Origin of the sequence: Microbulbifer sp. MCCC 1A16149 (genome assembly GCF_050368945.1) — a bacterium.
Lineage (GTDB): Bacteria > Pseudomonadota > Gammaproteobacteria > Pseudomonadales > Cellvibrionaceae > Microbulbifer.
The window spans coordinates 2,782,501-2,808,105 of the sequence record NZ_CP185959.1 but is presented as its reverse complement, the minus strand read 5'-3'; the positions used below and the strand labels follow the sequence as shown (position 1 = coordinate 2,808,105).

General features: G+C 58.7%; 21 protein-coding genes and 1 tRNA gene (1 of these 22 only partly in view). 20 read left to right on the top strand and 2 right to left on the bottom strand.

Annotation, left to right across the window (positions count from 1 at the left end; all coding sequences use genetic code 11):
• Positions 1–7: 7 nt before the first annotated feature.
• On the bottom strand, positions 8–181 hold the full coding sequence (locus tag ACONT6_RS11875) for a DUF3149 domain-containing protein (RefSeq protein WP_181252589.1): 174 nt from the start codon (positions 179–181) through the stop codon (positions 8–10).
• A 318-nt stretch (positions 182–499) separates the two neighbouring features.
• Here ACONT6_RS11875 and ACONT6_RS11870 point away from each other — a divergent pair, with 318 nt between their 5' ends.
• The 4 genes from ACONT6_RS11870 (at position 500) to ACONT6_RS11855 (ending at position 7,576) form a co-directional block, all read left to right on the top strand.
• The gene (locus ACONT6_RS11870; RefSeq protein WP_428818718.1) at positions 500–886 is read left to right on the top strand and encodes a hypothetical protein; all 387 of its coding nucleotides are present in this window, start codon (positions 500–502) and stop codon (positions 884–886) included.
• A gap of 127 nt (positions 887–1,013) precedes the next feature.
• A complete protein-coding gene (locus ACONT6_RS11865) occupies positions 1,014–2,861 on the top strand; it encodes an autotransporter assembly complex protein TamA (RefSeq protein WP_428818717.1) in 1,848 nt (615 codons plus the stop codon).
• Positions 2,862–2,864: 3 nt separating this feature from the next.
• Complete coding sequence (locus tag ACONT6_RS11860) at positions 2,865–6,863, top strand: translocation/assembly module TamB domain-containing protein (RefSeq protein ID WP_428818716.1); 3,999 nt, start codon at positions 2,865–2,867, stop codon at positions 6,861–6,863.
• 47 nt (positions 6,864–6,910) lie between these two features.
• Positions 6,911–7,576: a nucleotidyltransferase family protein gene (locus ACONT6_RS11855; protein ID WP_428818715.1), complete on the top strand. Its 666-nt coding sequence runs from the start codon at positions 6,911–6,913 to the stop codon at positions 7,574–7,576.
• Here the strand turns inward: ACONT6_RS11855 and ACONT6_RS11850 are convergent.
• Positions 7,467–8,351: a zinc-dependent peptidase gene (locus tag ACONT6_RS11850; RefSeq protein WP_428818714.1), complete on the bottom strand. Its 885-nt coding sequence runs from the start codon at positions 8,349–8,351 to the stop codon at positions 7,467–7,469. The genes ACONT6_RS11855 and ACONT6_RS11850 overlap by 110 nt on opposite strands.
• 143 nt (positions 8,352–8,494) lie before the next feature.
• Between ACONT6_RS11850 and ACONT6_RS11845 the strand changes: the two genes are divergently transcribed.
• The 16 genes from ACONT6_RS11845 to ACONT6_RS11770 form a co-directional block, all read left to right on the top strand.
• Positions 8,495–10,111 carry a hypothetical protein gene (locus ACONT6_RS11845; protein WP_428818713.1) on the top strand — a complete coding sequence of 539 codons (1,617 nt, stop codon included), beginning with the start codon at positions 8,495–8,497 and terminating at the stop codon, positions 10,109–10,111.
• 26 nt (positions 10,112–10,137) lie between these two features.
• Entirely contained in the window at positions 10,138–11,508 is a 1,371-nt protein-coding gene (locus tag ACONT6_RS11840) for an SLC13 family permease (RefSeq protein ID WP_428818712.1), read from the top strand.
• 181 nt (positions 11,509–11,689) lie between these two features.
• On the top strand, positions 11,690–13,861 hold the full coding sequence (locus ACONT6_RS11835) for a prolyl oligopeptidase family serine peptidase (protein ID WP_428818711.1): 2,172 nt from the start codon (positions 11,690–11,692) through the stop codon (positions 13,859–13,861).
• A gap of 182 nt (positions 13,862–14,043) precedes the next feature.
• Complete coding sequence (locus tag ACONT6_RS11830; protein WP_428818710.1) at positions 14,044–14,931, top strand: MaoC/PaaZ C-terminal domain-containing protein; 888 nt, start codon at positions 14,044–14,046, stop codon at positions 14,929–14,931.
• An 85-nt stretch (positions 14,932–15,016) separates the two neighbouring features.
• Positions 15,017–15,529, top strand: a complete 513-nt coding sequence (locus ACONT6_RS11825; RefSeq protein ID WP_428818709.1) for a CinA family protein — start codon at positions 15,017–15,019, stop codon at positions 15,527–15,529.
• 137 nt (positions 15,530–15,666) lie between these two features.
• Positions 15,667–16,698: a recombinase RecA gene (gene recA, locus ACONT6_RS11820; RefSeq protein WP_428818708.1), complete on the top strand. Its 1,032-nt coding sequence runs from the start codon at positions 15,667–15,669 to the stop codon at positions 16,696–16,698.
• A 41-nt stretch (positions 16,699–16,739) separates the two neighbouring features.
• Positions 16,740–17,264 (top strand): regulatory protein RecX, encoded by a 525-nt coding sequence (locus tag ACONT6_RS11815; protein ID WP_428818707.1) that lies wholly within the window; start codon positions 16,740–16,742, stop codon positions 17,262–17,264.
• Between the two features lie 114 nt (positions 17,265–17,378).
• Positions 17,379–18,866: a glycerol kinase GlpK gene (gene glpK, locus ACONT6_RS11810; RefSeq protein ID WP_428818706.1), complete on the top strand. Its 1,488-nt coding sequence runs from the start codon at positions 17,379–17,381 to the stop codon at positions 18,864–18,866.
• Positions 18,867–19,004: 138 nt separating this feature from the next.
• Positions 19,005–19,874, top strand: coding sequence for an alpha/beta hydrolase (locus ACONT6_RS11805; RefSeq protein ID WP_428818705.1), 870 nt, complete (start codon positions 19,005–19,007; stop codon positions 19,872–19,874).
• Between the two features lie 137 nt (positions 19,875–20,011).
• Complete coding sequence (locus ACONT6_RS11800; protein ID WP_078084933.1) at positions 20,012–20,200, top strand: Trm112 family protein; 189 nt, start codon at positions 20,012–20,014, stop codon at positions 20,198–20,200.
• A 45-nt stretch (positions 20,201–20,245) separates the two neighbouring features.
• On the top strand, positions 20,246–20,608 hold the full coding sequence (locus tag ACONT6_RS11795; protein ID WP_428818704.1) for a histidine triad nucleotide-binding protein: 363 nt from the start codon (positions 20,246–20,248) through the stop codon (positions 20,606–20,608).
• Between the two features lie 60 nt (positions 20,609–20,668).
• Positions 20,669–23,281: an alanine--tRNA ligase gene (gene alaS, locus ACONT6_RS11790; protein ID WP_428818703.1), complete on the top strand. Its 2,613-nt coding sequence runs from the start codon at positions 20,669–20,671 to the stop codon at positions 23,279–23,281.
• A 156-nt stretch (positions 23,282–23,437) separates the two neighbouring features.
• Positions 23,438–24,676 (top strand): aspartate kinase, encoded by a 1,239-nt coding sequence (locus tag ACONT6_RS11785; RefSeq protein WP_428818702.1) that lies wholly within the window; start codon positions 23,438–23,440, stop codon positions 24,674–24,676.
• A 215-nt stretch (positions 24,677–24,891) separates the two neighbouring features.
• Positions 24,892–25,086 carry a carbon storage regulator CsrA gene (gene csrA, locus ACONT6_RS11780; RefSeq protein ID WP_078084937.1) on the top strand — a complete coding sequence of 65 codons (195 nt, stop codon included), beginning with the start codon at positions 24,892–24,894 and terminating at the stop codon, positions 25,084–25,086.
• A gap of 202 nt (positions 25,087–25,288) precedes the next feature.
• Positions 25,289–25,378: transfer RNA gene (locus ACONT6_RS11775), tRNA-Ser, on the top strand.
• 202 nt (positions 25,379–25,580) lie between these two features.
• Positions 25,581–25,605: the beginning of a hypothetical protein gene (locus tag ACONT6_RS11770; protein ID WP_428818701.1), read on the top strand. It continues 209 nt past the right edge of the window; 25 of the gene's 234 nt are visible here — the first part of the coding sequence; its start codon is at positions 25,581–25,583; the stop codon falls past the right edge of the window.

The following is a 25,605-nucleotide window of genomic DNA, read 5'->3' as shown; positions in this document are numbered from 1 at the left end:
GTTTGGGTTATGCCGTTTTCATTCGGTGACCGGTGTCCGCCTTCTCCAATCGCGCCTGCTCTTCATTCATCTTGCGCAGCGCCATCCGGGTAATATACCCGCCCATCACACATACAAAGGCGATGATGCCCAGGCTCAGTAGGCCGGAAAAACTGGTGAACAGGTCGATCATTGCGTCCATGATTGCCTCCGCGATTGATTAGGCGGGGATTGTTCGTTTTCCCCAGCCACTTGCCTTTAACTGACTCCAGTGTAAAGTGGCGCCGATTGTGCCCCTTGATCCAGGTCAAGGCTCCGTCAGTTTGCCGCGTGTTTCAGCGGATTCCGGGCTTTGATTGCACTTTGGTGGGAGGGCTGGCGGCCGGTGATACATCGCCTGCTGCGCTACCCGGAATGAACGATTCTGCGCTAGGCTTGCGTTACGCTGTAGAAAACGGATTCCGGTATCTGTTCACAAAAACTCAGCCTCTATAAATCAATAATTTCACGGAAGATAAATATGATTACCTATCTATACTGGGCCGCTGTTATTTCGCTGGTCGTACTGTCCCTTTTTGCAGGCAGTCGGCTCGGTAGCCTGGGTAAAGGTGCCATTGTCGGTGCCATCATCTTTCTCGCCGGCTGGCTTGCCTATTACTTCCATTTCGAACAGGTGTTCGTGAAACGCTTCGGCGGGGTGATGCGTATCACTGTGCCGGAGGGGCAACGCCATCTGGGCGCCACCTGGAAAGATGACAACCTCTGGGTGGAAAACTACGACCCCGAAAGCAACGAGTGCATCTTCAGCGAATATTCCAAGGGCAACCTGCTGGAAGGGCGGGTCATCGTCCGCAACTGTAACCCGTTGATGGAGCGCACCGGCTCAGCGACGGCGCCTGGACGCTGAATTGTCTCAAGGGGCTGGCCAGATCATCGACGTAACCCCTCGACTGGCATACCGGCCGGTGGTGTAAAGTCCGGTAAAGTTGCGCCGACTGCGGCAACTTTCACCGGCGCTCGGCGTTGCAGTGTTGATGATTGGCAAACGGATATTTGTCTTGCGCGTATTTTTCTTCGCTTCCATGGTTTCCCGCTTTCAGATCGCGGCGTTCGTGCTGCTCGCTCTATCGCTGTTGCTGTTGCCTCAGGCGGGTAATGCCCTGCCATTTTTCGACAATCTGCCCAAATTCAAAATCCGCGTTTCCGAAGACCGCGAGCTTCAGGACTGGCTGAAAGACCAGGTCAAGGAACAGCGCAAATCCAGCAGTGTGCTCAAGGCCTACGAGGATCCACTGGATGTGGCCCGCTACGAGCGCGGCACCCTGGAAAAACTGCTGCGTTCGCGCGGTTATTACGATGGCCGGGTTCGGCAATCGGTGACCGACGGCGAGATCCTGTACCGGGTCGTGCCCGGGCCGCTGTACCGCATTAAATCTCTCGAAGTGAATATGCCTCCGCACCTCAAGTCCGGTTTCCCGGGTGTGGGATTGCGGGAGGGTGAACCCCTGGAGGCGGAAAAGGTCACCGAGGGCGTTAAACGTATTGAAAATTACCTGGCGGAAAATGCCTGCCTGCTGAATGTGGATGTGGATTACCAGGCGACGGTCATTCACAGCGAACATGCGGCGAGACTGGAATACCGTGTGGCGCAGAGCCCCGAGGTAAATATTGGACAGGTGTATGTGGAAGGGGTGACCACGGTTGATGAGGACTTTCTGCGCAAGCGCCTGAAGCTGGAACCGGGAGACTGTTTCTCCCGGGGAAAAATGGATGCGGCCAAGCTGCGCCTGCTGCGCACCAACCTGATTGCCGGGGTGAACGCGGAGGTTTCCGAGCCCAGCGCAGGGATTGTGGATATCACTTTTCTGGTGATCGAGCGCAAGCACCGGACGATTCGTCTGGGGGTGGGGTACACATCCGATGAGGGCGCTGGAGTCTCGGCGGGTTGGGAACACCGCAATATTCTCGGTCGCGGTGAAAAGATTGAGGTGGAAACCCGGGTCAACGAGGTAAAACAGTCCCTCAAGACGGAGCTGCTGGTACCGCGCTTCTTTCGCGATGATCAGGATTTTTCCGCCAAGGCCGAAGCATCCAATGAAGAACGGGATTCTTACGAGGCGCGGTCCGTCACCATCGGCGGCATTATTTCCCGCCGTCATACCAAACACCGCACCTTCAGTGTGGGTAGCGAGCTGAAGTTCAGTAAGGTGCAGGAAGAGGGCGAGCAGAGCGAAAACTACAACCTGCTGTCGTTTCCCCTCGGGCTCAAAATTGATACCACCGACAATCTGCTCGATGCTCACAAAGGGGCGACCGTGGCCCTGGAGGTCAAACCGTATTTCGATCTGCGGGGCTCGGGCACCCGGTTTGTAAAAAATACCCTGGTTGCCACCGGTTACCTCACTGCGGAAGAGACCCGCTTTGATCCCACCCTGGCGGTGCGCATCAAGGCCGGTGTCATCAGTGGTATCGACAACCTGGATATTCCAGCGGACGAACGTTTCTATGCCGGCGGTGGTGGCTCGGTGCGTGGCTACGCTTACCAGGCCCTGGGGCCGCGGCGCCTGATCCCCTCTACGGTACCCGGCGAGCCGCCGACCCTGTCTGATCCCATCGGTGGACGCGCACTCAGCGAAGTCTCTTTCGAGGGCCGTTTCCGGTTTACCGAAACCTGGGGCGGTGTCCTGTTCCTCGATGGCGGTAATGCCTACGCCGATCCGCAGCCGAGTTTTAATGACCTCTACTGGGGTGTCGGCCTGGGGGTACGTTATATGACGTCCTTCGCGCCACTGCGGTTTGATATCGCCTTCCCGCTGGACCGTCGTGATGATCTGGACGACAGCAGTTACCAGATTTACGTCAGTCTCGGACAGGCGTTCTGAACCATGGCTGATTCAAACGTCCCCAACCCCGTCCCGCCCGCAGGCGCTTCCAAACACAGGTCGCGCAAACGCTGGCCGCGCGCGCCGCGCCTGACGCTGATTGCCGCCAGCCTGTTGTTGCCTCTGTTGATGGCGATTTTCCTGGTGGGCTCCGAAAGTGGTCGCGAGGCGATTACCCGCGGTGGTCTGGCTATTGCCCGGCACTATTTGCCCGACCTGGAAATCAATGCGGAAGGGTTGCGCAGCCAGGCGCTGGGCCTCTGGTATTTCGAGCGCCTGCAGGTGCGCTACAAAGAACGCCCCATGATCGAGGCGCATCAGTTGACCCTGCATGTGGATATCCAGCACCTGTTGCGCAATCAGATTCATATCCCGGAGCTAAGTGCCCACACCTTCCTGTTCGATAACACGCTGCTGGGGGAATACCTGCAGGCCCACGTGAGTGAAGAGGAGGTGGAAGACGTGGCCGAGGAGGTGGATGACCCCACTATGCCGGCGATCTGGCTGGAGCGGCTCGCGGTGGAGCAGCTCACCGTGATCGATGCTGCGCTGACGGATTTTCCGGTGGTGGCGGTCAACGGTCACGGCAGTTACCGCTGGCCCGGCCGCGAATCCGCCCTGGCGCTGGAGATCGATGAAATCCAGGGCAGCGCAATGCACGTGCAGCTGGATGGCCGCATGCAGAGCGATACCATCTATGCATTGACCCTGTCTGCGAGTGAGCAAAGCGGTGGTTTTCTCGGTCGCACCTTGCAACTGCCGGCCGGTGAAGTGCTCGATGCCGATGGCCGCTTTCTGCTGGAGCTGGCCGGTGACAATCAGCTCAATGTGACCGTGGAGCAGTTTTCCCTGCCGCTGGTACATCACCGCTTCGGCCTCGCCGGAAGTGCGGAGGTGGTACTCGCGCCCTGGTCGGTATCTACCGACGAATTGTCGCTCACCGTGGATGATTCCCGTCACGCCCTGCGCGGTCAGATCAATGGCGAATCCATGGACCTGAAGCTGCAGTTAAACCGATTGCCGATAGCCATTTCGCAACCCTGGCAGGACTACCTTCAGGGCGGCTGGCTGTCGGCAGATCTGGCCGTAACGGGGCCGCTCAGTTTACCCAGTGTGGACGGTACCCTGGAGCTCAGGTCCAGCTATCAGGAGCAGCCGCTTCATGTGACCGGTGAAGTGGAAACCGAAAAAGAAGTTATCCACATCCGCACCGCGCGTGTGGAGCTGGCCGATGCGGCGCTGGATGCAAGCGGCAGTGTGGATATCGGCGCTGAATCCATTGACCTGAAAGCGGTCATCGAGCAGCTGGCGGTGGCCGAGATACGCAAAATCCTGGCAGCGTTAAAAGAAACCCGTGATGTGGAGATTCCACCGGAACTTGATGGATTCATCGAGCGCCTGCAGGTGACCGCCGCCGGTCCGTGGAAGAATCCCCAACTCACAGTACAACTTGATAGCACGGCGCAGTACCGGGAGCTGGATACCACCCTGCAAGGGCACGGCAGCGGTAACCTGGAAACCTTCGCGATCAGCGATCTGGTACTGGAGGGGAAGGGGCTGCGCGTCAGTGGTAGCGGCGAGGTCGATATACAGGGCAAGGCGCTGCAGTTTCAACTGGATGTGGCGGCGCGCGGGCTGCTGCCAGCGGAACAGTTCGGAGTGCCGGTAGACCCGGGAACCAAGGTCGACCTGGATGCGGTAGTGTCTGTGGTCGGGCCTTTCAGCAACCCCAAAATGTCCGCGCGGCTGTCCTCCGACGGCCACTATCGGGAATACCGCTATCGCCTGCGCGGCGGCGCTGCCGGGAACGCAGAGGAGCTTACCTTCGACCGTCTGCGCCTGGATCTCTACACCGATGGCGCCGCGCAGCCCGCGGAGCCCGGCGCCCAGTCGCTGGTCGCCGGCGAAGTGGAAGAGCCGGGCCAGGACTACCCGCTGCAGCAATCCCGTGAGCGCGTGCGGGGGGCGGCAGCCCTGGCCGCCGACTCCGAGGCCGCTCGCCAGCGGGGTAATGCCTGGCTGGAGCTGAACGGGGTGGTGGAGCCGAAGGCGCAACGCGCTACCGGTAGTGTGGCCGGACGCAATATTCCACTTGGGCTGGCCAAGCTGGCCGGCGTGCAATTACCCCCCTCGCTGAGCGGGGAACTCAGTATCGACGGCCAGTTCTCCGGCCCCTTCGCTTCCCCGGAAGCCACCGCAAATATCCTCGGTCTGGGGGAGTTTCGCGGGGAACCCTGGCACGTACAGGGCGATGTGAGTTACGGCAAGGCGCAGATCATGCTGTCCGAGGTCAAGCTGCTGTGGGCGGGACGCAACCAGCTCACCGCCGATGGCAGCCTGAGCGAGCAGGCGCTGGATCTGGAGGTGCGCGCCCAGGCGGTGCTGGCGGATTTCGAAGAGTGGATCAGCGCGGATATCAGTGACAGTGGCGAGCTGTCTCTGTGGGCCACCGCGCGGGGTACCCCGCAAAACCCGGACCTCGAGGGAGAGCTCAAAATCAGCGGGCGCGCGCCTGCGCTGCGGGACGATGCGCTGGTGCAGGCGCCACTCACACTGTTGCTTAACTGGCAAACCCGCGCCGGTAACCTGGATATCAATCTGGACGCAGGGCATGGCAGTCGCACGGCAGCCGATGCACAGGCCACGTTGGCAATCGCGCCGATTCTGGAGCAGTTGTTCCGGGAGAAGCCCGCAGGTGAATCGCCGCCACTGCCAGTAGATTTCCGCGCCAGCGGCAATGCAGACCTGGCAGCCCTGGGTGCGTTTTTTGACCCGGAAATTCACTCCATGCGCGGCAAGCTCGACTTCAACCTGTCCGCAAATGGCACGACTCAAGCGCCCAATGCGCGAGGCAAGATCAACCTGCGCGACGGCTACTACGAGCACCGTCCCAGCAATACCCGTCTGAGCAGTATCGTGTTTGTGGCGGATCTGACACCGGACGCCTGGCGTGTTGTCGAAGCCAGTGCGCGCGACAGCGATCGCGGTCGGGTGGAACTGCAGGGCGCTGTCACGTTCAAAGAGAGCGTAGCTCCCGAACTCAACTTTTCACTTACCGCGCGCAAAGCGCACCTGCTGAATATGCCGGGCGCCAAGGGCGCATTCAGCGGTGACTTGACGCTGACCGGCACCACCGAGGACGCACTGTTCGCGGGCACCCTCAATCTGCGGCCGCTGGCGGTGCAGGTGGAGCATTTTATCGGCAGCAGTGTGCCCGAGATCGATGTGATTGAGGTGGAAGTCTACGGTGGTGAGAGCGAACAGGGATCGAGCCTGCTGAAGAACATCGAGCTGGCCCTGGAAGTGGTGCTCGACCAGCAGTCCTATGTGCGCGGTCTGGGGCTGGACTCAGAGTTGAAGGGCAAGGTGGAGATCGCCGGAACTGCCGCGGATCCACAGGCCTCCGGGACCCTGACCATTGTGCGCGGCAAGTTCGACCTGCTGGGCAAGAAATTTGAGCTGCAGGAAGGGCAGGTCCAGTTCGAGAACAATGTGGCCGCGATCTATGTGAAGGGCGTGCACACCTACCCGGAAGGCGAGATCACCGCGGAAATCTCCGGTACCACGGATGACCCGAAGATCGAATTCAGCTCCAACCCCGCCGCGGCCCAGGATGAGATTTTTGCCCAGCTGCTGTTTGGCAAATCCCTGACCGATATATCGCCCCTGCAGGCGGTGCGTCTGGTTGGTGTGGTGCGGACCCTGCAGACCGGTGGCACCGGATTCGACCCGCTTGCCAGCACCCGAGATCTGGTTGGTCTGGATACACTGGATTTCGAATCCGAAGCTACGGACGAGGGCGACCAGTACTCCCTCAGCCTGGGCAAATACATCACCAGCCGTATCTATCTGGAGCTTCAGCGCAGTACCGACCCGTTGAACCCGTGGCAGGCGGAGATGCAGATCGAGCTACGCAAAAATCTGCGTCTGGATATCAAATCGTCGGATAACAATGAAAGTGGTGCCGGAAGTGTCGAGCTCCAGTGGAAGAAGGATTACTGACCGACTATAAAAATTGAACCTAATTAAAAACGATGGGAGAAAACTAAATGGAATATTCAATCGTCGTATTGGCCGCCGGATACTCCCATCGCTTTGGTAGTGACAAACGTCTCGCCAGTATTCAGGGCGAGCCGATGTTACTGCGCACTTTGCAGACTGCCCTGGATGCGGCATCTGTACTGGAAGACACCACCGTCCAGGTGGTTCTTCGCGCCCGCGATGCCGTTATCGCCAATGGCTTGAAAAAGCTGCCGGTTCAGGCATTGCACGCGCCAGTATGGCCGGTGGGTATTGGGTCCAGCCTGGCTTTCGCGGTAGAAAATCTGCAGCGTGCCGGTGCCAACCCCAAGGCGATTCTGGTGTGTATGGGGGATATGCCGTTTGTGGAAGCGGAGACCCTGGTGAACATGCTCGATTCCGCCAGGGAGGATCGTATCTGTGTGCCGGTATGTGCCGGAACCCGCGGTTACCCCATCGCCATCGGCCGCAAGTACCTGTCAGCCCTGTCGCGCCTGCGCAATACCGGTATGGAAAAGGTATTGCGCATTTTCGCGGATGCAGTGGTCGATGTGGAAGTGAGCGATCCGGCGATCAATTGTGATATCAATCGCCCGGATGATTTCCACGCAGCAGTGCGGCAGGATCTGTTCGGTAAAATTTTTGCATCTCCCGGTAAAGGGTCGGGTGAGCTGCTGCCATCGACGTTGGAATAATGAAAAAGGCCTCTGTGGCCACGGCAAAAAATTCCGCAGGGGATTGCGCGCCATAGGTATCCAGTACGGATACTTTCTGGGCAGAAGTATCCCTGCCTTCCTCTCTCTCTATCTCAGCCTCTGCGTGCACCGAGTGAATCCGCTGTCGCAGTTCGGCGAATGCCTCTCGCATCACCGGCGCCCAGTTCTTGCCTTCCTCCGATGACTCGAAGGGCGGCCTGCCGTCCACATAGCCGTCCTCTTCATCCAGCTTGTGGGCAAACTCGTGAATGGCCACATTGTGGCCCTGCTGCGGGTTCGCCAGCCCCTGTTGCAAATCATCCCATGACAGCACCACCGGGCCGCGGTAGTGGGCCTCACCGGCGCGGGCACTCAGGTGCGTGGACCTCACATGGCCGTGGTGCCGTGTTTCCTCGGCCACATAGGCGTCCGGGTAAACCAGGATGGTGCGCAGATCCGGATAGCAGTTGTTGTCGCGCTCCAGTAACAGCAGGCACGCATGTGCGGCAATTACCACGCGCATATCCTCGGTAATCTCCAGTCCATTACATCCGACGAATTCCTTATCGCGCAGGAACAGGCTGATGTTCTGTTGAAGTTCCTGCTGTCTTGCCTTCGGCAGGTGAGGATACAGGGCGAGTCGGCTGCGCAGGATCGCCTCCTGTTGCGGGCTCAGTGGGCGCGAGCGCAGGTAGCGTCGTCGCAAACGCTGCCAGGCCAGCGGTATTACCCAGACCAGTACCGCAAATACAATGACTGCAAAGAAAGTTTTCAAGCCGGTCTCCCTGTCCCTATTTCTGGCGCCGCCAGTGTATCCCATGGCGCGGCGCAATTGACCTCTAGTCAGATTCTGCGACCATAAGGCGCGCGCGCAAACGTGCGCCAGAAAAAGAATGAAAAAGGCAGGATTGTCAGGGTATGGATACAGCGGATGCCGGGCTGCGTTGTTCGGAAAGCAGTGGCGACGCGAAGGCGTTGGTTTCGGACAGTTACATGCTGGTGCCACACGGGTTTGCGGCGGGTAATCAAATACAGGTCTGGGTGGGGGTGCACGATGCGCTGTCCACAGGGCGACTGTGGCTGCGCAGCGAGCCACTGGTGCCCCAGGGCGCGGAGATGCCCTCCGGTGTATCCAGTTGCCGTGATGTCCCGCTGCAACTGGAGCGGCAGGCGCAGGGGCTTAGCTACACCCTGGTGACAATGCCCGCAGCTCCCGGTTGTTATTACCGGCTGTCCCTCTGGCAGTGGCATAACGGGGAGCAGAGCAAACTCGCCGAAGCAGATTGTCGCGGCCGGCCGGACTCGCTCGCCAGCAGGTTCAACGTTTGGTACGGCACTTGCTTCTACCGCAATGCGGATCACGGTGCTCTGGCAGAGGCATTTTCCGCGCTGCCCGACACTGCGCGCCCGGACGTGTCTTTCCTTGGCGGGGACCAGGTGTATCTGGATACCGCTTTCTCAAACACCGGATTTACCTTTATACCGGGATTCAGCACACGCAATTTTTCCCCGCTCGCGCTGCGCTCCGACGGCGCCATCCGGCGTTTGCTCAACAGGATATTTGCGCGGGAGTACCGGGAGACCTGGAGGGGAGGGCTGCGCAAGTTGCTGCGCTCGGGGAGCCACTATTTCCTCGCCGGGGACCATGAGTTCTGGAACGATTACCCCAATCCCCCGGGGTTTCTGCCGGTGCTGTGGTCGTCCAGGGTACGGCGGATCTGGGATGACTGCGCACGCCAGCTATTCAATGCGTACCAGCTACCGCACGGGCGCGGGGCGAGCCAGTTTGATGTCGGTGATGAGCTGAGTTTTTTCGTTCTCGATACCCGCTTGCAGCGCGGTCGCGGTCGCGACGGCAACTTTACCGACCCGGCTACCCTGCAGCAGTTGGAAGACTGGCTTCAGGGACTGGAAGCCCCAGGAGTACTGGTACTTCCCGCACCACTACTCACTCGCTGGCAATTTCGCGCGGGGGGAATCGGGCGCGCGCTGCGAGTGACGTTAGGGTTTGGTGACCACTCTCTCGCGGATACCGGTCAGTACCAGGCGCTGGTACGTGCGCTGAACGCTTGTCGCCAGGATGTGTTGATTCTCGCGGGGGATGTGCACTTCAGTCGCCTTGCGGAATTTAAGTTGAATGGCAAACAAGTGGTGGAAGTGGTTTCTTCTCCGTTGTCCTGTCTGCCGAGCGCTGCCGCAGTACCGGAACAGAAGCCGGGAATCTTTCCCGATCGGCCCACCGACGATATTCGTGTAAAGGTGAATTATCTGAAGGCCGGCAGTACTCGCTCCGTGCTGCGCGCGACGTCAGGCAACGAACCGGATAAAAGCATCAGCAACAATAACTTTGTCACCCTGGGTTTTACCCGCGGGGATAAGGGAATCTGTGTGAATATCCAGTGCTGGAATGTGAACGCCAGAAATGAATGTGGCACGCCCGCCGTGGATTGGGAGAGTCGCCATGTGTTGTTGCATCGCCGTCTGCCTGAAATCCGGAGTGATGCACACGCGACCGAAGCGCAAGCGTCGGAATAAAACAATAGAATAGCGAAATATCCATCATGACCAAACAATTGTTTATTCCCCTTGGCCCGGTTATCGCGGTCGGTTTCTATTATGTGGTGAAGTCGCTGGGGATGCCGTATTTACCCGCGGTGACCGCGGCGATTACCGTGCTGACAGTGATCTGGTGGATCACCGAGGCACTGCCGATTCCGGCAACCTCCATTGTGCCGTTTGTGCTGTTGCCACTGTTCGGCGTGGCAGATCACAAGCTGGTGGCATCGTCGCTGGGTAGCCATGTGATCCTGTTGCTGATGGGTGCCTTCATGCTGTCCAAGGCGCTGGAAAAGAGCGGTGCCCACGAGCGGCTCGCCCTGTACATGCTCAAGGTGGTGGGGATCTCCAGTGGTCGACGGCTGGTATTGGGATTCATGCTGGCAGCGGGGCTGCTGAGTATGTGGATATCCAACACGGCGACCACCCTGATGATGCTCCCCATCGCACTGGCGATCCTCTCCCGCGCGGATAACCATCGACTGACCGTCGCGCTGATTCTGGGAATTGCCTATGCGGCCAGTCTCGGCGGTGTGGGCAGCCCGTTGGGTACACCGCCCAATGTTATTTTCATGGGCATTTATGAAGAGATTACCGGGCAGGAATTCAGTTTCGCGCGCTGGATGAAAATCGGTTTGCCGGTGGTATTGATCACTTTGCCGATTATGGCCCTGTGGCTGACGCGGGGGATTCGCCTGCACAAGTCGCTGGAGCGGCCCACAGTCGGTGCCTGGCGGGCAGAAGAGGTGCGCACCCTGGCGGTATTCGGGATTGCGATATTGTTCTGGGTAACCCGCAACGAACCCTTTGGCGGCTGGAGCGATCTGTTTGGTGTGCCCGATGCCGGTGACAGCACCGTGGCGCTGGCGGCAGTGGTGCTGATGTTCCTGGTACCCAATGGCAAGGGTGGAAGACTACTGGACTGGAAAACTGCCGAAAGTATTCCGTGGGGAATGTTGCTGCTGTTCGCCGGGGGAATCGCCATCGCCAAGGGCTTTGCCGCGTCTGGACTCAGCGACATGATGGGGCAGGGGCTCAATTTCCTCACCGCCATGCCGTTGTGGCTAATGCTTATATTGCTGTGTCTGTCGGTCACCTTCCTTACCGAAATCACCAGTAATACTGCGACGGCGACATTGCTGATGCCGATTCTCGCGGTCGTCGCCACCAGCGCCGGGTTTGATCCCATGGTATTGATGATCCCTGCCGCCATGTGTGCCAGCTGTGCGTTTATGCTGCCGGTCGCCACCGCACCCAATGCGATTGCCTATGGTACCGGTAAGCTGCGGATTCAGGAGATGGTCAGGGAAGGGGCGGTACTGAGTGTGCTGGCGTCTCTCATTATTGCCGGGGTGTGTTGGGTAATGCTGGTTTAGTCGATAAAACACCTGGTGTTTTGTGCTAAAAGAGTGGCCTGTGGCGCTTCATTGCTCTGTCGATTCCTGTATCTCTGAATGATTGTTTGGCGCGGCCTGTGTAAACGCCAAGTCCTTGATCTGTAACGATGAATTGGGTTTCCTAGGTGGTTTCGTAGCAACCCCGTAGGGACACTCAATAATGAAAAAACTATCCATACTGGCGGTGGCCGGCGTGCTGGCCGCCTGCTCGGGCGAATCTCCGGAGGTCTCCCAGTCCATGAGCGAAGTGCAGGCGGAAAGCCCCAGCGCATCCGCCGCGCTGGCTTATCCACAAACCCGCAAAGACGATGTTGTCGACAACTATTTCGGTAACGAAGTAGCGGATCCCTATCGCTGGCTGGAAGACGACCGCAGTGAGGAAACCGAAGCCTGGGTTGAAGCCCAGAACAAGGTGACCTTCAGCTATCTGGATCAGATCCCTTACCGGGAAAACCTGAAGCAGCGCCTGGAAACCCTGTGGAACTATGAAAAAGTGGGCTCCCCATTCAAGGAGGGGGACTACACCTATTTCTACCGCAACGACGGCTTGCAGAACCAATATGTAGTCTGGCGCAAGAAAGGGGACGGCGAAGCAGAAATTTTCCTCGATCCCAATACCTTCAGTGAAGACGGCACCACGTCACTGGCTAGCCTGAAGTTTTCCAAAGACGGCTCCATTGCGGCCTATTCCGTGTCCGAAGGCGGTAGTGACTGGCGCAAAATCTATGTGATTGATGCGGAAACCAAAGAGGTTCTTGAAGAGCCGCTGGTCGATGTGAAGTTTTCCGGGATCTCCTGGAAGGGTAACGAAGGTTTCTACTACTCGAGCTACGATAAGCCTGAAGGCAGCGAGCTCTCCGCCAAGACCGACCAGCACAAGCTGTACTACCACAAGCTGGGGCAGGCGCAGTCCAAAGATGTACTGGTATTCGGCGGATCCGAAGCGCAGAAGCGTCGCTATGTTTCCGGCTATGTAACAGAAGATGATCGCTACCTGGTGATCTCCGGGGCGACTTCCACTTCTGGTAACGATCTGTTTATCCGCGACCTCACCGTGGCGGATGCGCCGCTGGTACCGGTGCTGACCGACTTCGATTCCGATACCTATGTGATCGATAACCTGGACAGCAAACTGTTTCTGGTAACCAACCGCGATGCCCCGAACAAGAAAGTGGTTACCGTCGATGCCGCCAACCCCGCTCCGGAAAACTGGCAGGACTTTATCCCGGAAACCGACAACGTACTGACCGCATCCACCGGCGGTGGTTACTTCTTCGCTGAATACATGGTGGATGCTCTGTCGCGGGTGTACCAGTACGACTACAACGGCAAGCGCGTGCGGGAAATCTCCCTGCCGGGGCCGGGCAGCGTGTCCTCGCCCAGTGGCAAGCGCGAAGACAAAACCCTGTATTACTCGTTCACCAACTACAAAACGCCATCCACCATTTTTGCGTTTGACGTGGAGAAGGGCGAATCCGATGTGTACCGCGAATCCGGAGCGCAGTTTGATCCGGCCGCTTACGAGTCCGAACAGGTGTTCTTCACCTCCAAAGATGGCACCAAGGTGCCGATGCTGATCACCTATAAAAAAGGCCTGGAGCTGAATGGCAAGAACCCGACCATCCTGTATGGCTATGGCGGTTTCAATGTCAGCCTGACCCCGTCGTTTAGCATCGCCAACGCGGTATGGCTGGAGCTGGGTGGTGTGTACGCGGTTCCCAACCTGCGCGGCGGCGGTGAGTACGGCAAGCGCTGGCACGATGCGGGCACCAAGCTGCAGAAGCAGAATGTGTTCGACGACTTTATCGCCGCAGGTGAGTACCTGATTGAAAAGGGCTACACCTCCAGTGATTACCTGGCGATTCGTGGCGGTTCCAACGGTGGCCTGCTGGTGGGTGCAGTAATGACCCAGCGCCCGGATCTGGTAAAAGTGGCACTGCCTGCCGTGGGCGTGATGGATATGCTGCGCTACCACACCTTCACCGCCGGTGCGGGTTGGGCCTACGACTACGGCACCGCTGAGCAGAGCGAGGAGATGTTCGAGTATCTGAAAGGTTACTCTCCGGTACACAACGTGAATGCGGGTGTGTCCTACCCGGCCACCCTGGTGACCACAGCGGATCACGATGATCGCGTGGTACCGGCGCACTCCTTCAAGTTCGCCGCCGAACTGCAGTCCAAGCAGCAAGGTGCCGCCCCCACCCTGATCCGTATCGAGACCAATGCGGGCCATGGCGCGGGCACACCGGTCTCCAAGACCATCGAGCAGTACGCGGATATCTTCGGCTTCACCCTGTTCAATATGGGCGTTTCCGAGCTGCCCGGTAGCTGATCCCCGGTTTATTGCTATTCTTAACAAAGCCCGGCACCTGCCGGGCTTTGTCATTTTTCAGGCATCAACGGTAGGCAAAATGGTCGGCGGGGTACCGCTGTGCCCCGGATTCGACTTATGATGCAGAACTGACCAGTCTTATGCCCAGATTTTCCACTGCAGCCGAAGTAGCAAGCAGGCCTATGCCCTTACAGATTCAACTCAATGCCCGTCCGGCAGTGCTGCCGCTCTATTTCCGTGCGCTCACCGCGCGCAAGCGGCGCCAGGTATCTGGCGGGGGCGAGGCGGTGCTCGCTACCGTGCGACTGCGGCAGCAGGCGATCGACAGTGCGCAACTGCGTGAGTATCGCGAGGTCTGCGGCTTTGGCTGCGGGCCCTCGGTTCCCGCCACATACCCCTTCGTACTGGCCATGCCGCTGCATCTGAAATTGCTGGTTTCCGATGCCTTCCCTTTTCCGGTGCTGGGGGTGGTGCACGTGCGCAACCAGATCAGCCAGTACCGGCGTTTGCAGGAAAGCGACCGGCTGGATATCCGCTGCGATCTGGGCGCCCCGACTGCAGTAAAGCGGGGATATGAGTTCGATCTCCACACCCGGGTATACGTGGCCGGCGAGCTGGTGTGGGAATGTGCGAGCACCCTGTTGGCGAGGGCTGCGCACAGCGGCGCTGCTCGGCCAATCCGCGCGTCTGCCGCCGAGCGCGGGGACATTGCCCCCGATGGAACTGTCGAGTGGCCGGTGCCAGCGGATATTGGCCGGCGTTATGCCAGGGTCTCCGGTGACAGGAATCCGATTCACCTGTTTGCCTCCACGGCCAAACTATTCGGTTTTCCCCGTGCCATCGCCCACGGCATGTGGCTGAAGGCGCGTTGTCTCGCGGCGCTGGAGGCGACCGCCCCAGCCGATCCTCTGTTTGACCGGTTTCGCTTCGGTGTCGAGTTTAAAAAGCCGGTGCTGCTGCCTTCGCAGGTCTCCCTGCTGCACACCCGGGATGACGATTTGCTGAGGTTCAGTCTCACCGGTGGGGACAGCCGGCGCGCGCATCTCTGTGGGCGGATTGAGGCCATCTAGCCTGTCATTTACTGTTTGCGTAAACTCGGGGCCAGCCCTGATCCGTCGGGGGTGTTGATCTGGCGATGGTGAGGAAGGAGTGAGTGTGGATTCTGAAACCCGGCAATTGGCAGCCAGCCTGGGGCGCGCGCTTCAGAGCCTCGGTTGGAAGGTGACTGCGGCCGAGTCATGTACCGGTGGCGCCGTCGCCGCGGCCATCACCTCCGTGGCCGGGTCATCCGCCTGGTTCGAGGGCTCGGTGGTGTCCTATGCAGATCGTATCAAACGGGACTTTCTCAGTGTTGATCAGAAAGATCTGGAGGAGCTCGGTGCGGTCAGCGAGTCGGTGGTACGGCAGATGGCAGTGGGCGTGTTCAACCGCCTGGATGCAAATCTGGCGGTGGCGGTGAGCGGTATCGCCGGGCCCGATGGCGGCAGTGAGGAAAAACCGGTAGGCACCGTCTGGATCGCCTGGGCCCATGGCGAGGGCCAGGAGCCGGTCAAGGTGGATGCTCGCTGTATGCATTTCACCGGCAGTCGCGCGGAAATCCAGGCGCAGACCGTAGTCGCGGCGCTGCAGGGCATGCTGGATATTGCCGAGTCTCACCGCACCAGCTGATTCCCGCTATCAATGAATTCTGGCACCGGAAAGCAATTCCCGCTGCCGACCATCAATTCCGGATTACTGGTTGCTTATACAGTAATTTTTCTCTAAGCTCCCTCCCATAACCAATCTTCAAGTACACGGGAAGGGTCATGGATTCCAACAAAGACAAGGCTTTACAGGCGGCGCTGTCACAGATCGAGCGTCAGTTCGGCAAGGGCACCGTCATGCGCATGGGGGATAAAGAGCGCGTGCGTATCCCCGCGATTTCCACCGGCTCCCTCGGCCTGGACGTGGCGCTCGGCATTGGCGGCCTGCCTCGCGGTCGTATTGTTGAGATCTACGGCCCGGAATCCTCCGGTAAAACCACCCTGACCCTGCAGGTCATTGCGGAAGCTCAGCGTAAGGGCGGCACCTGTGCCTTTGTGGATGCGGAGCACGCTCTGGACCCGATTTACGCAGAGAAGCTTGGTGTCAACGTTGACGAGCTGATCGTATCCCAGCCGGATACCGGTGAGCAGGCTCTGGAAGTGGCCGATATGCTGGTGCGCTCCGGTGCTGTCGATGTACTGGTTGTGGACTCCGTTGCCGCGCTGACCCCGCGTGCTGAGATCGAAGGCGAAATGGGCGACTCCCACGTCGGCCTGCAGGCGCGACTGATGTCCCAGGCACTGCGTAAGCTCACCGGTAATATCAAGAATACCAACACCCTGTGCGTGTTCATTAACCAGATCCGTATGAAGATCGGTGTGATGTTTGGTTCCCCGGAAACCACCACTGGCGGTAACGCACTGAAGTTTTACTCCTCAGTACGCCTGGATATCCGCCGTATCGGCTCGGTAAAAGAGGGCGACGAAGTCGTCGGTAACGAGACGCGGGTGAAGGTGGTCAAGAACAAGGTGGCCCCGCCATTCAAGCAGACCGAATTCCAGATCATGTACGGTGAGGGGATTAACCTGCTGGGCGAGATCGTCGATTACGGCGTGAAGATGGGCCTGGTGGACAAGGCCGGTGCCTGGTACAGCTACAAGGGCGACAAGATCGGCCAGGGCAAGGCCAATGCAGTCAAGTTCCTCAAGGAAAATACCGATATCCGCAACGATATCGAATCCCAGCTGCGCGCCCAGCTTCTGGGTGACGTGGTCGCCGCACCGGCGGAAGAAGTGGAAGCCGCGGAAGACTGATTTTGTCTTTTCCCCAAGATACTGTCGGCGGCGGGGCAAACTTGCCGCCGACAGATTCCCTCGAGGAACCCCCATCCCCTGTCGAAGCCTTCCAGGCACTGTTCAGTAGTGCATTGGAATTGCTGTCCCGTCGTGAACATTCCTGTCAGGAATTGCGCCAGAAACTTGCTGCCAAGCATCCGCACGCGGATTTTGATGCAGTACTGCAGCGCCTGCAGGAGCTCAATTATCAGTCAGATCAGCGTTTTACCGAGGTGTTCTGCCGCTCGCGGGTACAGCGAGGGCAGGGACCACTGCGTATCCGCCAGGAATTACAGCTGCGCGGTATACCCTCGAGCATGATTCAGCCGGCAATGGATCAGCTGCAGGAAGAGGTGGACTGGTTTGAGCTGGCACTGGAGCAGCTACAGCGCAAGTTCCGGCGGCCAATGGATCCGGCGGCTCCCCGCGAGCAGCAGATGAAAGAGCGCGCCCGGCGGCAGCGATATCTCGCCTATCGAGGCTTTTTCGGCGATGCCATCCAGTATGCCATTGCCGAGCTCGACGCTGGTGGGGCTGAAACATGAGGCGTCGCAACATGAGGCATGGCGTCGGGAAACCTGTATAGCGTATATACTGCCTGAGGACTAAACGGTCGACCCACTCGAGAAAGAATAGCCAATAAAGAATAGTGAGCCGCGATGATCCTCTCCATCGACCAGGGTACTACTGGTACCACTGCCTTTGTCTTCGATACCGAAGGCCGACTGTGCGGCCGCAGTTACTCGGAATTTCCCCAGTACTATCCACACCCCGGTTGGGTGGAGCACGACGCCGAGGAAATCTGGCAGGTGACACTCCGGGTGTGCGCCGCGGCACTGCAGCGCGCCGGGGTAGAGGGCAGTTCCCTGCGCGCGCTGGGCATTACCAACCAGCGGGAAACCACCGTGCTGTGGGACCGCAGCACCGGCGAGCCGGTGCATCGCGCGATCGTCTGGCAGTGTCGCCGCTCCTCTGAAATTTGTAACCAGCTGCGCGAAGCCGGCGCCGAGTCTCTGGTGCGGGCCAAAACCGGACTGCTACTGGACGCGTATTTTTCCGCCAGCAAATTGCGCTGGATCTTTCAGGATTCGCCAGCGCTTTACCGTCGAGCGCAGGCAGGGGAGCTCTGCTTCGGTACCGTCGACAGCTGGTTGATCTGGCGACTCACCGGCGGCAAGTCCCACCTTACCGACCACACCAACGCCAGCAGGACCCTGCTGTACGATCTGGACCGGCGTCAATGGGATGATGAGCTGCTGAAGCTGTTTGATTGCCCATCGTCCATTCTTCCCGAAATCCGTCCCTCTTCAGGGGTGTTTGCCAATACCGATCCCGACGCTTTTTTCGGTGCCGAAGTTCCAATTGCCGGAGTAGCTGGCGACCAGCAGGCCGCGCTGTTCGGGCAGGGGTGTATCGAGCCGGGGAGCCTCAAGAATACATACGGTACCGGGTGTTTCATGCTCGCCTATGCCGGTGAGCGCCGGCCGCTGGTACCGGAAGGGCTACTCACCACGATTGCCTGCGATGGCGCCGGCCAGCCCGCATTTGCCATCGAAGGATCCGTGTTCAATGGTGGCGCTGCGGTGCAGTGGTTGCGGGATGACCTCGGTGTCATTCAGCAGGCGGCGGACACGGAGCAGATTGCCCATTCGATCCCGGATACCCGCGGTGTCTATCTGGTTCCCGCATTCAGCGGGTTGGGCGCCCCCCACTGGGATGCGGGGGCACGCGGTGCCATATTCGGTCTTACCCGCGGCGGCGGGCGCGCAGAGATAATCCGCGCCACACTCGAGTCCATTGCCTATCAGAGTCACGAGCTGGCTAGCCTGATGGCGCAGGCACTCGGGGTCGAGCTGCAGTGCCTGCGGGTGGATGGCGGTGCCAGTGCCAACAATTTCCTGATGCAGTTCCAGGCGGATATTTCCCGCCTGCGGGTGGAGCGGCCCCGCCAAATCGAATCGACGGCAGTGGGCGCTGCACTGCTGGCGGGTATCGGAGCGGGTATCTGGCGGCACGATCAGCTCCCGGAATCGCTGCAGGATATAGAGCAGGACTTCCTGCCGCAGATGGGTGAACTACAGCGGCGGGCGCTGCTGGATGGTTGGCGCCACGCGGTGGCAGCGTGCCGGACCTACAGGTCGGATTAGCGGTGTGAAAAAGGTGGCTGGAAGCGGTGGCGGGCAGCGCTGATTCATTGTAAAAATGGAATCAGTAACCGGCCCGAAATACTTCGATCATATCGAAGTGGCAACATCCTCAAATAACGATAAGAGCAGGAGCGTGCCATGTATTTTGAATCCCGCGGTATCCGGCTGCACTACCGCCGATGGTGGGTAGAGAATGCCCTTGGTGTGGTGGTGATATCCCATGGCTTGGGCGAGCACAGTGGTCGCTACCGCCTGCATGCCCGCTACCTCAATGCCCACGGCTACAGTGTCTACGCCCTCGATCATGTTGGTCACGGCCTGTCCCCGGGGCGCCGTGGCGATATCGAAGATTTTGACCACTACTCCGCAGACCTTTGTCGCCTGATACATCTCGTTCGCCACGAAAATGCGGGGGTGCCGGTGCACCTGTTGGGGCACAGTATGGGTGGGGTGATCGCCTGCGCCAGTGCAATGAACCCGGTGGGTGATAGTTCGATTACAAGCCTGGTACTGTCTGCCCCGGCTTTTGTCGGTTGCGGCGAGCCCGGGGTTGTCGAAGGGGGCCTGGTGCGCCTGCTGGCGAAAGTTTATCCCTCGTTATCTCTGTCCAACCGGCTGGATGCCCAGTGGATAAGCCGCGACCCCGAGGTCGTGGACGCCTATATAAATGATGAACTGGTGCATGATCGGGTGACGCCGCGCTGGTTTGATGGCTATCAGCGTGCGCGCGACCGTCTGCTGGCCCGGCCCGAGGACATCAAAGTACCCAGCCTGCTACTGTTGCCCGGGAGTGACAGGTTGGTCGATTCCTCCGCTAGCCGCGAGTGGTTTGACCGGTTGCCGGGCAATGTTCACCAGCTGCACGCCTTTCCCGATGCCTATCACGAGCTGCTCAACGAGCCGCAAGCGGCAGAAGAAGCCCTGGCGCTGTTGGTAGAGCATCTCAATCGCTTTTCCGAGTCCTCTTCACACGGTATTCCGGCGCAGCGCGCTGTGGCCAGCTCCTGAACGGACGCCCTTCCTGCGATTTTCGGCCGTTGGAAATCTTCCTTCGGCCGTGAAAACCCCCCGAAAGCGTTGTACCATACGCGGTCATTTTTGACCCGCAGCCCCGCAATTCCGGGCTGTGGGCTTATGTAGAGTGAATCATGGACAAGAAATTACTGAGCCTGCTGGTCTGTCCGGTCAGCAAGGCCCCGCTCGAGTATCGCGAAGAGTCCCAGGAACTGGTGTGCAAGGCCAGCGGGCTGGCCTATCCGGTACGTGATGGTATCCCGGTGATGCTGGAGTCCGAGGCACGGCAACTGACCGCGGACGAAAAACTGGAAAAGTAGTCCGACAGTATTGCGGGGGGGGCCCCGGTGGAAACAGGAAGGATCATGGCAGAAGGCAGTGTTTTCAGTCGCATCATTGCGGGAGAGGTGCCGGCGCAGCGTATTTACGAAGACGATCAGTGCATTGTGATTGAGGATCGTGCCCCGCAGGCGCCCACACATCTGTTGATCATCCCCCGCAAGCCATTGGTGAGTCTGGCAGAGGCTGAGCCCGATGACGCGCCGCTGCTGGGTCATCTGATGTGGGTGGCTTCGAGCGTGGCGCGGCAATTGGGGCTCGAAAAGGGGTTTCGCCTGATCGTAAACAACGGCCGCCAGGCGGGGCAGACCGTATTCCATCTGCATATCCATTTACTGGCCCAGCGCAAAATGCCTGAGGCCGGCCTTGCTGACGACCTGCAGGGCTGAACAGGGTGGCGCAGCCAATGCGCCGGTACAAATCTTACTGACGATGTGGAAGTTGGCTGAATGAAGAGCGCACAGATTCGCGAAGCATTTCTTAAGTATTTTGAAGAGCAGGGGCATACCCGGGTTGCCTCCAGTTCGCTGGTGCCGGGAAATGACCCGACGCTGTTGTTCACCAACGCCGGCATGGTGCAGTTCAAGGACACATTCCTTGGTCAGGATTCCCGCCCGTATGTGCGCGCCACCAGCTCCCAGCGCTGTGTACGTGCCGGTGGCAAGCATAACGACCTGGAGAACGTTGGTTATACCGCTCGTCACCATACCTTTTTCGAAATGTTGGGCAATTTCAGCTTCGGCGACTACTTCAAGCGTGAGGCCATCCAGTTTGCCTGGCAGTTCCTGACCGAGGTACTACAGCTGCCGGCGGAGCGCCTGTGGGTAACGGTTCATATCAGCGATGACGAAGCCGCAGATATCTGGCTCAAGGAAGTTGGTGTCAGCGCGGACCGCTTCTCTCGTCTGGACGAAGACAACTTCTGGCAGATGGGCGATACCGGTCCCTGTGGTCCCAGCTCCGAGATTTTTTATGACCATGGCGAAGACGTTCCCGGTGGTCCTCCCGGTTCCGAAAACGATGACCTCGATCGCTATATCGAGATCTGGAACCTGGTATTCATGCAGTTCGAGCGCTCTGCGGATGGTGAGTTGCACCCGCTGCCCAAGCCTTCTGTAGATACCGGCATGGGGCTTGAGCGTATTGCTGCGGTAATGCAGGGCGTGCACTCCAACTACGAGATCGACCTATTCCAGGCGCTGCTCAAGGCGGCCGGCGAAGTGGTTGGCTGCACCGACACCGAGGAGAAATCCCTGCGTGTTATCGCCGACCATATCCGCTCCTGTTCCTTCCTGATCGCCGATGGTGTCATGCCATCCAATGAAGGGCGCGGATTCGTGCTGCGTCGAATCATCCGTCGCGCTGTGCGCCATGGCCACAAGCTGGGCCACCAGGAAATCTTTTTCCACAAGCTGGTGGCGGCGCTGGTGGAGCAGATGGGCGAGGCCTATCCGGAGCTCCGCGAAAAGCAGTCCATCATTGAAGGCGCCCTGCGCAAAGAAGAAGAGCAGTTTGCCAAGACCCTGGATAAGGGACTCGCGCTGCTCGACGACGCACTGGAATCGCTCGAAGGAACCGAGGTGCCAGGCGAGCTGGTATTCACCCTGCATGATACCTACGGTTTCCCCACCGACCTGACCCAGGATATCGCTCGCGAGCGGGGTTTGACCCTGGATATGGCGGGTTACGAAGAAGCTATGAACGCGCAGCGTGAGCGCGCACGCGCTGCCGGTAAGTTCAAGCAGGATTACAGCGGCAACATTGAGATCGAGGGTACTACCGAGTTCCTCGGCTATGACAACACCGATGCCGCCGGCAAGGTGCTGGCCATTATCAAAGATGGTGAGCAGGTTGAGCGGCTCGAAGAAGGTGAAAGTGGCGCAATCGTCCTGGACCGCACACCGTTCTACGCAGAATCCGGTGGTCAGGTAGGTGACAGTGGTTATCTGCAGGCGGGGGATACCCGATTCGAAGTGTCTGATTGCACCAAGCTGGGCGGGCATCACCTGCACCAGGGCAAGTTGCTGGCGGGCAGTATCGCGGTAGGTGATCAGGTCGCGGCAGAGGTGGCGGGAGATGTGCGAAAGTCCACCGCCCTCAACCATTCCGCGACCCACCTGTTGCACGCTGCGCTGCGCAAGGTGCTTGGTGAGCATGTAACCCAGAAGGGCTCCCTGGTGGATTCCGAGCGTCTGCGCTTTGACTTCTCCCACCCGGAAGCGGTCACCGCCAAGCAGTTGCGCGCTATCGAGGCCCTGGTTAACAGCCAGATTCGCGCGAATACCGCGGTGGAAACCGAAGAGACGGATATTGAAACAGCCAAGGCCAAAGGCGCCATGGCACTGTTTGGTGAGAAGTACGGCGATACCGTGCGCGTGCTCTCCATGGGTGAGCGCAGCGATGCCGGTACTTTCTCGGTAGAGCTCTGTGGTGGTACCCATGTGGCGCGCACCGGAGATATCGGCCTGCTGCGAATTGTTGGAGAAAGCGGTATCGCCTCCGGCCAGCGCCGTATTGAGGCGGTCACCGGTGCCCATGCGTTGGCGATGTTTGATCAGGCGCAGCAGCGCCTCGATCACGCCTCCGCGCTGCTGAAGGCGCGTCCGGAAAACCTGGGCGACAAAGTCGAGCAACTGCTCGCTAGTAACCGCAAACTGGAAAAAGAGCTCGCACAGCTGAAGACCCGCCTCGCCAGTGGTGCTGGCGGGGACCTGACTTCCCAGGCAGTAGAGGTCGACGGAGTCAAGGTGCTGGCGGCTTCTATTGATGGGGCTGATCCGAAATCCTTGCGCGACCTGGCCGACCAGATGAAAAACAAGCTGGGCAGCGGCATTGTTCTGCTGGCTGCGCCGGGAGAAGAAAAGGTCGCCCTGATTGCCGCGGTTACCAAAGATCTCACCGGCAGGCTGGCGGCGGGCGACCTGATGCGCTTTGCCGCGGGAGAGCTGGGTGGCAAGGGCGGCGGTCGCCCGGATATGGCCCAAGGCGGCGGCACCGACCTGCAGGCACTGCCTGGTGTGTTGAAATCTGTGCCGGAATGGGTGAAAAGCAATATCAAGTAAGCCAAATGATCAGTTGCGCCAGTAAATCGTGAAATTCTGGTGTTAGATCAGTAAGAATTGCGCAATTTCAGTTGATTTGCCCTGGGTTTGGTGATTTAGTGCGCGGCACGCGCGAGTCAGGTACCGCGCACCCAGGTAGTAAGGAACACTAGAGCGATGAGTTTGTTCGTGCAGAAATATGGCGGCACCTCGGTAGGCTCCATTGAGCGTATCGAGGCTGTGGCCGATAAGGTGGCTGGATTCAAGGCGCAGGGCCACGGCATGGTGGTTGTGCTCTCGGCGATGAGCGGAGAGACCAACCGTCTGATCGATCTTGCGCGTCAGATCCAGGAACACCCGGATCCCCGTGAAATGGATGTGCTGGTCTCCACAGGAGAGCAGGTCACCATTGCGTTATTGAGTATGGCGCTGAAGAAGCGCGGTTATGATGCCTGTTCCTATACAGGTGGCCAGGTAAAGATCCTCACGGACAATGCCCACACCAAGGCGCGTATTCAGCGAATCGATGTGGAGCGCATGCGCCGCGACCTCGATGCCGGCAAGGTTGTTGTCGTAGCTGGTTTCCAGGGCGTTGATGACGAAGGCAACATTACTACCCTTGGCCGTGGTGGCTCCGATACCACCGGGGTTGCGTTGGCAGCTGCGCTGGATGCCACCGAGTGTCAGATCTATACCGATGTGGACGGTGTTTACACCACTGACCCGCGAGTAGTTGATAGTGCCCGCCGTCTCGACCGCATCACCTTCGAGGAAATGCTCGAAATGGCGAGCCTTGGTTCCAAGGTACTGCAAATCCGGGCGGTAGAGTTCGCCGGTAAGTACAAAGTGCCATTGCGCGTGCTCTCCACGTTTGAAGAGGGTAGCGGCACACTGATTAGTCTGGATGAGGAAGACAACGAGATGGAACAGCCTGTAGTCTCCGGCATTGCGTTCAACCGCGACGAGGCAAAACTGACAATCCGCGGTGTGCCGGATACCCCCGGGGTGGCCTGCCGTATCCTGGCGCCGGTTGGCGCAGAGAACATTGAAGTCGATGTTATCGTGCAGAACATCAGTGCGATCGACGGTACTACCGACTTCACCTTCACCGTGCACCGCAACGATCTGAGCAAGGCGCGCGGTGTACTGGAGAGAGTGGCTGCGGAGTTGGGTGCTCGTGAGGTGGTATCCGACGACAAGATTGCCAAGGTATCCATCGTCGGCGTGGGTATGCGGTCCCATGCGAATGTGGCTTCGCGTATGTTTGAGGCGCTTGGTGAAGACAACATCAATATCCAGATGATCACGACGTCTGAAATCAAGATCTCAGTCATCATCGACGAGCGTTACCTGGAGCTTGCGGTGCGTGCCCTACACAGCGCCTTCGAGCTATCGGAAGCCAAATCCGCGGGATAACTATAACCAGAGTGATGGATTCCGCCTCTAACCATAGCAATTCGGTTGTCTGGCGTGTGGTGCGACCTATTGAGATTTTCAGCGACTGGGCGATACTGAATAAAGTGACGGACAAGATTCCCGGTTTGAAGCCTTCTCGGGTTATTATGACTCAAGGCATTGGTCTGGGATAACCGGTCGTGCCAAATCACAGGATGATCAAGGAGAAGTAGGTAATGTTGATTTTAACCCGCCGTATCGGTGAGACACTGATGGTTGGTGACAATGTGACGGTTACCGTGTTGGGTGTGAAAGGCAACCAGGTACGAATCGGGGTCAATGCGCCGAAGGAAGTTGCGGTTCACCGTGAAGAAATTTACCAGCGCATCCAGCGTGAAAAGCAATCCTCTGGTGAGGGTAGCGCTGACTGACGGTAGTCGATCAGAAAGGGCCGCATCGCGGCCTTTTTTTATGCCTGTACGATTTCTAGGCTATGCTGAAGAAATCTCAAAAAGTTATTGATTCCCCATTGATTTTTGCCTCGCCGTTGGTATGATGCCGCTCACTTTCAGCAGCCAAGACCAAGCGTCAAAAGCTGTTGTCGTTCTGAAGAATCAGAGCGGGAAGTTATCCGGTGAGGTGGCCGAGTGGCTGAAGGCGCGCCCCTGCTAAGGGCGTATGGGGTTAAACTCATCGAGGGTTCGAATCCCTCCCTCACCGCCATCTAAAAAACACTCTCAATTGAGGGTGTTTTTTTATGGGTAAGGGTCGCTATTTTGATCTTTACCTGCGCGGCGAAAGCGGTGCGCCAGGTTGGGAAAAAGTTTGAAAAAACTGCTTGCCAGCCGACGGTTCACTCCCTATAGTTCGCGCCCTCGCTGCTTGAGCGGCAACGCAAAACGCGGCGAGACGGCAAGATAAGCCTTTGAAATTTAGCGAGTTTCGCTCCA

Bases quoted from the DNA above. Each gene is read 5' to 3' on its own strand.
- ACONT6_RS11785 (WP_428818702.1), top strand. From the start codon at position 23,438: ATGAGTTTGTTCGTGCAGAAATATGGCGGCACCTCGGTAGGCTCCATT.
- ACONT6_RS11840 (WP_428818712.1), top strand. From the start codon at position 10,138: ATGACCAAACAATTGTTTATTCCCCTTGGCCCGGTTATCGCGGTCGGT.
- recA (WP_428818708.1), top strand. From the start codon at position 15,667: ATGGATTCCAACAAAGACAAGGCTTTACAGGCGGCGCTGTCACAGATC.
- ACONT6_RS11855 (WP_428818715.1), top strand. From the start codon at position 6,911: ATGGAATATTCAATCGTCGTATTGGCCGCCGGATACTCCCATCGCTTT.
- alaS (WP_428818703.1), top strand. From the start codon at position 20,669: ATGAAGAGCGCACAGATTCGCGAAGCATTTCTTAAGTATTTTGAAGAG.
- ACONT6_RS11865 (WP_428818717.1), top strand. From the start codon at position 1,014: ATGATTGGCAAACGGATATTTGTCTTGCGCGTATTTTTCTTCGCTTCC.
- glpK (WP_428818706.1), top strand. From the start codon at position 17,379: ATGATCCTCTCCATCGACCAGGGTACTACTGGTACCACTGCCTTTGTC.
- ACONT6_RS11870 (WP_428818718.1), top strand. From the start codon at position 500: ATGATTACCTATCTATACTGGGCCGCTGTTATTTCGCTGGTCGTACTG.
- ACONT6_RS11835 (WP_428818711.1), top strand. From the start codon at position 11,690: ATGAAAAAACTATCCATACTGGCGGTGGCCGGCGTGCTGGCCGCCTGC.
- ACONT6_RS11830 (WP_428818710.1), top strand. From the start codon at position 14,044: ATGCCCTTACAGATTCAACTCAATGCCCGTCCGGCAGTGCTGCCGCTC.
- ACONT6_RS11860 (WP_428818716.1), top strand. From the start codon at position 2,865: ATGGCTGATTCAAACGTCCCCAACCCCGTCCCGCCCGCAGGCGCTTCC.
- csrA (WP_078084937.1), top strand. From the start codon at position 24,892: ATGTTGATTTTAACCCGCCGTATCGGTGAGACACTGATGGTTGGTGAC.
- ACONT6_RS11795 (WP_428818704.1), top strand. From the start codon at position 20,246: ATGGCAGAAGGCAGTGTTTTCAGTCGCATCATTGCGGGAGAGGTGCCG.
- ACONT6_RS11805 (WP_428818705.1), top strand. From the start codon at position 19,005: ATGTATTTTGAATCCCGCGGTATCCGGCTGCACTACCGCCGATGGTGG.
- ACONT6_RS11845 (WP_428818713.1), top strand. From the start codon at position 8,495: ATGGATACAGCGGATGCCGGGCTGCGTTGTTCGGAAAGCAGTGGCGAC.
- ACONT6_RS11875 (WP_181252589.1), bottom strand. From the start codon at position 181: ATGGACGCAATGATCGACCTGTTCACCAGTTTTTCCGGCCTACTGAGC.